The following is an 8,977-nucleotide window of genomic DNA, read 5'->3' on the forward strand; positions in this document are numbered from 1 at the left end:
TTTCTCGAGCAGGGGGTGTGCGGAACGCTCTTCTCGTTGATGCGCGGGTCTTTCCGTGACGGGTGTCAGGCCAGGATGACGGCGATGACCAGCGCTGCGGCCGTGCCCGCCTCGATCCCCGCCCCCAGGACGTCGCCGTTGACCCCGCCGAGGCGGCGGACGGCGTGGCGTGCGAAGCCCGCGGCAGCAGCGTAGAGGGACAGTCCGAGGGCAGCCCCGACGGTCGGGGCCCACCATGCCGCCCCCGACCATGCCGCCCCCCACCCTGTCGCCCCCCACCCTGTCGCCGACCATCCCGACCCGGCCAGACCCGCTCCCGCCGCCGCGCAGATCAGAGCGACGGCCACCACGGCGGCCCGGGACTGCGACCCGGCGACCATGGCGCCGAACCCGGTGGTGGTCGCCGCCGGGACACCCCATCGTAGCTGGATCACGGGCAGGCACCGGGACAGGACGAAGGCCGCGACCGGTGCCAGCCACGCTCCCGAGGCGACCAGGGTCCCGAGGGCCGCGACCTCGGCGAGCAGGACCAGGACCAGGACCGCGGCCCCCATCGGTCCCACCGAGCCGGAACGCATGATCGCCAGCGCGCGCTCGGGTCCGGCGTACGAGCCGAGGCCGTCCGCGGTGTCGGCCAGCGCGTCCACGTGCATCGCACGGGTCAACGCCAGTACCGCGGCGATCCCCACCACGCCGGCGATGACGGACCCCGCCCCGAGCGCGTACGCCCCGTGGGCGGTCGCGGTGGCGACCACCCCGCAGACGAGCCCCACCACAGGTAGCGCGGTCATGGCCCGACCGGCCTCGGACGGACCCGGGACGCCCCGCCCGCCGACGGGCAGCACCGTCATCCAGGACAGGGCCAGACGGATCGCGTCGACCACGGGACGTCAGGCCTTGCCGCTGACCCCGGCGTCGGCGAAGGTCGCCATCTCCGTGAGGATCGCGATCGCGGCGTGGACGGTGGGAAGCGCGGCGACGGCTCCGCTGCCCTCTCCCAGGCGCATGGAGTGCTCGAGGATCGGCTCGAGCGAGAGATAGGTGAGCGCCGCGGAATGGGCGGGTTCGGCGCTCCTGTGACCGGCGACCCACCACTGGCGGGCCCCGGGTGCCAGTGACTCGGCGAGTAGCGCCGCGGCGGTGACCACCGCACCGTCGAGGATGCAGGGGGTCTTCCGGATCGCGGCCTGCGCGAGGAAGCCCGCCATCGCCGCGAGGTCGGCGCCCGCGACCCTGCGGAGCATGGCCACCGGATCGCGGAGGTCTCCGGAGGCACGGAACATCGCGTCCCGGATCGCGGCGGTCTTGCGCATCCACCCGACGTCGTCGATCCCGGTGCCGCGCCCGACCAACTCGACCGGCTCGCGACCGGTGACGAGACAGGTGATCACCGTCGCCGGCGTGGTGTTGCCGATGCCGAGGTCGCCCGCGATGAGCAGGTCCGCCCCGGAGTCGACCTCCTCGTCGGCGATACGGCGGCCGGCCGCGATCGCCGCCCGGACCTCGTCGGGGCTCAACGCGTCCTCGCGGTCGATCGACCCGCTGGAGCGACGGATCTTGTGGTCGTCAAGACCTCCGGGTCGCTCGGCCGACATGGACATGTCGGCCACGCGGACGGTCGCCCGCGCGGCGCGGGCCAGCACGGACACGGCCGCGCCGCCGCCCACGATGTTGTCCGCCATCTGCAGGGTGACCTCACGCGGGTAGGCGGAGACCCCGTTCTCGGCGACGCCGTGGTCGCCGGCGAACACCACGACCCGGGCTCTGTCGAGCGGGCGGGGCGGGCACGTCCCCTGGCAGGACGAGATCCACACCCCGAGCTCTTCGAGCCTGCCGAGCGAGCCCGACGGTTTGGTCAGGACGAGCTGCCGGGCGCGCGCCTCGTCGCCGACGGTGTGGGAGGGCGGGTGGACCGGGGGGAACGTGACGGGGTCGTCGTAGTGCGCGACGTCCGCGAGACCGGGGAAATCGTGCGTCGGCGGCGCGGACTCCGACCCGGGACCCGGCTCGTCCTGCGCCCCGGTCTCCGGTTCGAGGTCCCGGGCGGTCCCGCCGGACACCTGCGGGTCAGTGGTGTCCCCTGTCGCACCGGCGGGCGCGGTGGCCCCACCGACGGTGGGAGCGGACGCCGCGGGGTGGGCCGGAGCCGGTGAGGCGGGGTGACCGGGGGAGCGGTCCGCCGCGGCGGGGGCCCCGGGGGAGGAGAGGGGGAGGACCCTGCCCGCGACGACGAGGACGGCCGAGTCACACACCTCGGCCAACCGCCGGTTGAGCGAACCGACCAGATCGGAGAACAGACGGCCGGAGAGGGTGTCGGGCACGACCCCCAGGCCGACCTCGGGGGAGACCAGGACGAGCGAACCGGGGTGGGCGGCGACCGCCGAGACCAGCGCGTCGACCTCATCGGACACGGCCGCCCCGCCGTCAGTCCACCCGAGGGTGGCGTCCATCCGGCGGGTGAGCCAACCCCCGAGATCGTCGACGAGGACCGTGTCGGCCGGGTGATCGGCGAGTACCCGCGGGATCTCGTCGGTCTCCTCGGTGGACCATTCGGCGGGCCTGCGGTCCCGGTGCGCGGCGATCCTGGCGGTCATCTCGGCGTCGTCGTGGTCCGGTCGCGCGGTGGCCACGTACACCACGTCCGCGCCGGTGGCCTCGGCCACCGATTCGGCGTGGGCGGACTTGCCCGAGCGGGTGCCGCCGAGGACGAGCAGGCGCATGGCGTTCCGGGCCTTTCCGTGGATCGTCGGTCAGGTCAGCTGTCGTTCAGGTCAGCTGCCGAGCAGGTCAGATGGTGATCAGGCCAGATGGTGATCAGGTCAGATGGAGTCGCCCGGGCGTACCCGGGGGCGCGGGGTGCGGAGCATCCGCGGCTGCGTCGCCCGCATCACCGCGTACCAGCCCATGCCGAACCCGGTGTCCTCGGTGTCCGGGAACCGCTCGCGGACGACACTGTTGACCTTGCGTCCGAGGAGGATTCCGTCCACCACCACCACGACGATCAGGATGAGGAACAGGTTCTGGCTGTAGAACATCAGTTCCGGGTTGGGGATCAGCTGGAAGATGATCACGAACAGCGCGAGCGGCATGAAGAAGTTGATCAGGCGCCGGTGGGTGTCCACCCAGTCGCGGGCGAAGCGACGGACCTCGCCGCGGTCCCGCGAGAGCACGTAACGGTCGTCGCCGGCCATCATGAGCTGGCGGCGCTCCTCACGGGCGGTACGCTGCTCGGCCCGGGCGGCCTTGCGCTCGTCCTTGGTCATGCTGGCCTCGGCGGCCTTCCGGCGCTCCTTGGCCTCCTTACGGGTGACCGGCGCCGTGACGGGACCCGTCCGCAGGCCGCGCGCGCGCTCCTGGTCCCGCCGCTTGGGGGTGGGCTTGCCCTTGCCCGCGGGCCGACGGGCGTCCCCTGCAGGCCCCGGATCCGTGCCCGGGGAGGACTCCGGCCCGGTGTCGGTACCTGCGGAGCCCTTGCCGGGGTCGTCTTTACTGGAGCCGAATGCGCGCAACTTCACATACCCAGGCTAGGCGATCGATCCCCGCCGAGGACATTCACCCGTCACTCCTCGCAGGCGTATCGTGTCAGGCGACGCGGCGTCCGGGGAATAGAGAGCTCCCCGGTGGGCGTTGCACCACCGTAGGACGCCACCGAAGACCCTCTCGGATCGCAAGGAGAACCGACATGACCACTGCGGAGAACACCGCCACGGAGACCACCGCCACCGGTGTGCTGCTCACCGACGCCGCCGCCTCGAAGGCCAAGGCACTCCTCGACCAGGAAGGTCGCGACGATCTGGCCCTGCGCATCGCCGTCCAGCCCGGTGGTTGTGCCGGCCTGCGGTACCAGCTCTTCTTCGACGACCGCTCGCTCGACGGCGACGTCGTGGACGACTTCGGTGGCATCAAGCTCGCCGTCGACCGGATGAGCGTGCCCTACCTGACCGGTGCGTCGATCGACTTCGTCGACACCATCGAGAAGCAGGGCTTCACCATCGACAACCCCCAGGCCACCGGCTCGTGCGCCTGCGGCGACTCGTTCAACTGAGTCCAGCCGGGCACTGACGACCCGGGCCGATCGCTGGTCGGCCCGGGTCGTCTACTGTCTGGAGCATGTCAGTAGTCATCACGGGTTCCATCGCCACCGACCACCTCATGACCTTCTCGGGTCGGTTCTCCGAGCAGCTCCTGCCGGACCAGCTCGCCCACGTGTCGCTGAGCTTCCTGGTGGACTCCCTCCAGATCCGCCGCGGCGGAGTGGGTGGCAACATCGCGTTCGCGCTCGGCGTGCTCGGCCGTCGTCCCCATCTGGTGGGCGCCGCGGGTGAGGACTTCGCCGAGTACCGCGACTGGCTGGAGAGGCACGGCGTGGACACCTCGGCGGTCCACATCAGCTCCGCCCTGCACACCGCACGGTTCGTGTGCACCACCGACTCGGACATGGCCCAGCTCGCCTCGTTCTACCCCGGCGCGATGGGTGAGGCGGCCACCATCTCCCTGGCCCGCCTGGTCGACCGCATCGGTCGGCCCGAGATCGTGCTCATCGGCGCCAACGACCCGACCGCGATGAACTCCCACACGGCGGAGTGCCGCGAGCTCGGGCTCGACTTCGCGGCCGACCCCTCCCAGCAGCTGGCGTTCCTCGACGGTGAGGCGGCCGCAGCGCTGGTCGACGGCGCCCGGTACCTGTTCACCAACGAGTACGAGTACGAACTCCTGCTGAACAAGACCGGGTGGACGGCCGAGGAGCTGGACGACAAGGTCGGTACCCGCATCACCACCCGCGGAGGCAAGAGCGTGGTGATCGTGGAGAAGGGCGCCGAGCCCCTCGAGGTGGGCATCGTGCCCTCGGACAACCTGCTCGACCCCACGGGCGTCGGCGACGCGTTCCGCGCCGGATTCCTCACCGGTGTGGTCGACGGCCTCTCGCTGGAGCGTTCGGCCCAGTTCGGTGCTCTCATCGCCACCCACGTGCTGGAGACCACCGGCACCCAGGAGTGGAGCATCGACTCCGCCGCCGCGCGCCGGCGACTCGCCGCGGCCTACGGGGACGAGGCCGCCGAGGAGCTCGCGGCGCTGCTGCCCGCCTGATCCCGCCCGGGGCGCTCACCGCCGTGCCGACGACCACCGACCGGCCAGCGACCGACCCCCGACGAGAAGAGCGTTCCGCACGCATTCCCCGAGAGGGTGTGTGCGGAACGCTCTTCTCGATGGGTCGGGCCCGCGGGGGCCCGAGATCGGGTCCGGCTGGCGGCGGGGTCGGGTCGGGCTAGAGGCGCACGGGGTAGTCCCGCTGCTCGATGTCCGGGGTGATGCGCCCCTCCACGAAGATGCCGTGCCAGATCATGAAGCACAGCATCGTCCAGATCCGGCGGCTGTGGTCGGACTCGCCACGGCGGTGCTCGTCGAGCATGCGCATCACGGCGGCCTTGTCCACGAACTCGTCGGTGCCCGAGGCCAGGACCTGCGCCCGCGCCCAGTCGTGCAGCTCCGGTCCGGCCAGCCAGTGGCGGGTCGGAACCGGGAAGCCGAGCTTCTTCCGGTGCAGCACGTGCGCCGGCACGATCCGCTCGAGCGCCTTGCGGAGCGCGTACTTGGTGGTCCCGTGAGCGACCTTCTCCGTGTACGGCAGGCGGGAGGCGACCTCGTAGACCTCGCGGTCGAGGAACGGCACGCGCAGCTCGAGTGAGTTGGCCATGGTGACCCGGTCCGCCTTGACCAGGATGTCCCCGCGGAGCCACGTGAACAGGTCCAGGTGCTGCATCCGGGCGACAGGGTCCCACCCGCGGGAGCGCTCGTAGATCGGAGCCGTCACGTCCTGGTGGCTCCACTCGGGACGGTAGTCGGTGAGGACCGAGCGGACCTGGTCCTCGGAGAACGAGCGCGCGTTGCCGTAGTAGCGGTCCTCGAGACTCATGGATCCGCGATGCAGCAGGCTCTTCCCACGCGTGCCCTCGGGGATCCGCGTGCTCACCCTTCCCAGTGCGCGGCGCAGGCCACCGGGGATCTTCTCGAACGGTGCGAGCGAGAGCGGCTCCTTGTAGATGGTGTATCCGCCGAAGAGCTCATCCGCGCCCTCGCCGGACAGGACCACCTTGACGTGCTTGCGGGCCTCGCGGGCGACGAAGTACAGCGGGACCAGGGCCGGATCGGCGACCGGCTCGTCGAGGTACCAGATGATCTCGGGGATCGCGGCGGCGAACTCCTCGGGCGAGACCACCTTGACGATGTGCTCCACACCGATCGCCGCGGCGGACTCGGCGGCCACGTCCACCTCCGAGTAACCCTCCCGCTCGAACCCCGTGGTGAAGGTGAGGAGGTTCTCGTTGTGACGCCGGGCGAGCGCGGCGATGGCGGTGGAGTCGATGCCGCCGGACAGGAACGAACCCACGGTGACGTCGGCGCGCATGTGCTTGGCCACGGAGTCCTCGAGGGCCACGGCGATCTCCTCGTAGCGGCGCTCGGAATCGCCGTCGGCGACAGGGACCACGGGGAAGGTCGGCTCGAAGTATCGCTCGATCACCGGAGCGGCGCCGGGGGAGAGGGTCGCGTGGCAACCGGATTCCAGGCGGCGGACACCGCGGGTCAGCGTCTCGTCCTCGGGGACGTACTGGAGGGTGACGTAGTGCTGTAGGGCGCGGGTGTCGAGAGAGGTGTCGACGGCGAGGAGGTCGATCAGTTCGGTGATCGACTTCTTCTCGCTCGCGAACGCGGTGCCCCCGGGACCGGTCGCCATGTAGAGGGGCTTGATCCCGAAGGGGTCGCGGGCCACGAAGAGGGTGCGTTCGACGGTGTCCCAGATCGCGAAGGCGAACATCCCGCGGAGCCGGCGGACGGCGGCGGGGCCCCAGTGGTGGAACGCCACCACGATCGGCTCCCCGTCGCCCTCGGTCCGGAACTCGGCACCGAACTCCTCACGCAGTTGCGCACGGAGTTCGACGTAGTTGTAGATCTCCCCGTTGAACGTCAGGGCGTAGCGGTCGGGGGCCTCGGGCGGACCCCAGCGCAGCGGCTGATGCGAATGCGCGATGTCGATGATCGACAGACGGTTGAAGCCGAACGCCAGGTCGTCGTCGACCCAGGTCCCCACCTCGTCCGGACCGCGGTGACGCTGGCACCCCATCGCGCCCAGAACCCTCGATTCCTGGGCGCGGGCGGAGCCGTCGGGGGTGAGCAGACCAAGCAGGCCACACATTCGTCGGGTACCTCGTCGATCGTCGTCGGGGGTGGGGGAGAACCCGCGTCTGCGGGCCACGATGGGTTCGAATACTACTGGTCCCGGGGCTCCGGCCCGCCGCGCCGGACGGCGGAGGGGTGGGTTCGGTGAAATGCCGGGACCCGCGGCTTCCAAACTGAGAGCCGTGGTCTACGATTCCTAAGTGTCCCGGCCACGTGGTCGGTGCCGCTGATCAGGAAGGCGTGATGGTGGAACAGCGTGACGGGCGTCGTCGGACGCGCAGGGCTGCACTCGCGGTGTCGCTCGGCACATTGGGCTTGATTTTGTCCGGTTGCAGCCTCCACACCGACAACAAATGGTGGAACCAGACCATGAACTTCGGGTTCCCCAACGGGATCACGCCCGAGGGCATCGCCATCAGGGAGTTCTGGACTCTCACCGTCATCACCTCGCTCGTCGTCGGTTTCTTCGTGTGGGGCCTCATCTTCTGGACCATGGCCTTCCACCGCAAGAGGAAGAACGACGACGGCGAGTTCCCGCGTCAGACCGCGTACAACGTGCCGCTCGAGCTGGTCTACACGGCAGTGCCGTTCGTGATCATCTCGGTGCTCTTCTACTTCACCGTCATCACCCAGAACAAGGTCCTCGACCTCCGGCCGGAGGAAGAGGTCGGCGTCAAGGTCGACGTCACCGCGTTCCAGTGGAACTGGAAGTTCGGGTACAACAAGGTCGACGTCGCGGGTGTGTCCATCGAGGACGGCACCAACGAGGAGGCCCAGCGTGCGGCCGAGGAGGCCGGCGTCCTCTCGGAGGAGCAGCGCATGGCCCTCGGTCACCACGGGGAGCCCGCCGCCGGCGGTCCGATCCACGGTCGCCTCGCCGAGGACAAGTCGTACCTCCACTTCAACGACATCGAGACCGTCGGCACCTCCGAAGAGGTCCCGGTGCTCGTACTGCCGACCGGAACCCGCGTCGAGTTCCGCCTCGCGGCGGCCGACGTGATCCACTCCTTCTGGATCCCCGAGTTCATCTACAAGCTCGACGTCATGCCGCACCCCGGCCAGAACCAGCAGCTGAGCATGTTCCAGATCGCGGAGATCGAGCGTGAGGGCGCCTTCGTCGGACGGTGTGCCGAAATGTGCGGCGCGTACCACGCGATGATGAATTTCGAGCTCAGGGCGGTGTCGCCGGAGGCCTTCGCGGAGTACATCCAGTTCCGCCAGGACAACCCGACCGCGTCCAACGCGGAGGCGCTCGCGTCGATCGGCGAGGAGCCCTACTCCACGTCCACGGCACCGTTCAAGACCGGCCGCAGCGATACCCGCGACCAGAACAACATCATCGAGAACGCATCCGCTAACTGACGTCTCTCCCGGTATCACGCGAAGGGCTCCTGCACGATGAACGCAACAGTAAGAATCTTCGACGGACTGGTGGTCTTCCTCGCCATCCTGGCCATCGCGTACACCTACCTCACGGGCACCTCGCGCACGGGTATCGAGTGGGTGGGCTCCACGGCTCTCGTGCTCTCCGCCGGGCTGTGCCTGCTGATCGGTGGGTACCTCCGCTTCGTGGCGCGGCGCATCAGCACGCTTCCCGAGGACTACGAGGAGGCGGAGATCTCCGACGGCGCCGGCGAGCTCGGGTTCTTCAGCCCGCACAGCTTCTGGCCGTTCTTCATCGCCTTCTCGATCCTCATCATCGGTTTCGGCGCGGCGTTCTGGAACTGGTGGGTGCTGCTCGGTGGCGCGACCGCGCTGATCATCACCGCCTGTGCCCTGGTCTTCGAGTACCACTGGGGCC

8 protein-coding genes are annotated in these 8,977 nt (G+C 70.0%); 4 read left to right on the forward strand and 4 right to left on the reverse strand.

The window, feature by feature from the left end:
- Positions 1–65: 65 nt before the first annotated feature.
- From G6031_RS15485 to G6031_RS15495, 3 genes are all read right to left on the reverse strand, one after another.
- On the reverse strand, positions 66–884 hold the full coding sequence (locus G6031_RS15485; RefSeq protein WP_182653737.1) for an adenosylcobinamide-GDP ribazoletransferase: 819 nt from the start codon (positions 882–884) through the stop codon (positions 66–68).
- 6 nt (positions 885–890) lie between these two features.
- Entirely contained in the window at positions 891–2,720 is a 1,830-nt protein-coding gene (cobT, locus tag G6031_RS15490) for a nicotinate-nucleotide--dimethylbenzimidazole phosphoribosyltransferase (RefSeq protein WP_182653738.1), read from the reverse strand.
- A gap of 99 nt (positions 2,721–2,819) precedes the next feature.
- On the reverse strand, positions 2,820–3,515 hold the full coding sequence (locus G6031_RS15495) for a DUF3043 domain-containing protein (RefSeq protein ID WP_182610029.1): 696 nt from the start codon (positions 3,513–3,515) through the stop codon (positions 2,820–2,822).
- 167 nt (positions 3,516–3,682) lie between these two features.
- Between G6031_RS15495 and G6031_RS15500 the strand changes: the two genes are divergently transcribed.
- Positions 3,683–4,045, forward strand: coding sequence for an iron-sulfur cluster assembly accessory protein (locus G6031_RS15500; RefSeq protein ID WP_107756186.1), 363 nt, complete (start codon positions 3,683–3,685; stop codon positions 4,043–4,045).
- Positions 4,046–4,110: 65 nt separating this feature from the next.
- Complete coding sequence (locus G6031_RS15505) at positions 4,111–5,088, forward strand: carbohydrate kinase family protein (protein WP_182616426.1); 978 nt, start codon at positions 4,111–4,113, stop codon at positions 5,086–5,088.
- A 178-nt stretch (positions 5,089–5,266) separates the two neighbouring features.
- Here G6031_RS15505 and asnB read toward each other — a convergent pair whose 3' ends face one another.
- Complete coding sequence (gene asnB / locus G6031_RS15510) at positions 5,267–7,192, reverse strand: asparagine synthase (glutamine-hydrolyzing) (protein ID WP_182653740.1); 1,926 nt, start codon at positions 7,190–7,192, stop codon at positions 5,267–5,269.
- A gap of 227 nt (positions 7,193–7,419) precedes the next feature.
- Here asnB and G6031_RS15515 point away from each other — a divergent pair, with 227 nt between their 5' ends.
- Both G6031_RS15515 and G6031_RS15520 read left to right on the forward strand, forming a co-directional pair.
- Positions 7,420–8,538 (forward strand): cytochrome c oxidase subunit II, encoded by a 1,119-nt coding sequence (locus G6031_RS15515; RefSeq protein ID WP_182644061.1) that lies wholly within the window; start codon positions 7,420–7,422, stop codon positions 8,536–8,538.
- 36 nt (positions 8,539–8,574) lie between these two features.
- The coding region (locus G6031_RS15520) for a cytochrome c oxidase subunit 4 (RefSeq protein WP_182653739.1) at positions 8,575–8,977 on the forward strand (403 nt) is incomplete at its 3' end.

The organism is Dietzia sp. CQ4 (genome assembly GCF_014145125.1).
GTDB classification, from domain to species: domain Bacteria; phylum Actinomycetota; class Actinomycetes; order Mycobacteriales; family Mycobacteriaceae; genus Dietzia; species Dietzia natronolimnaea.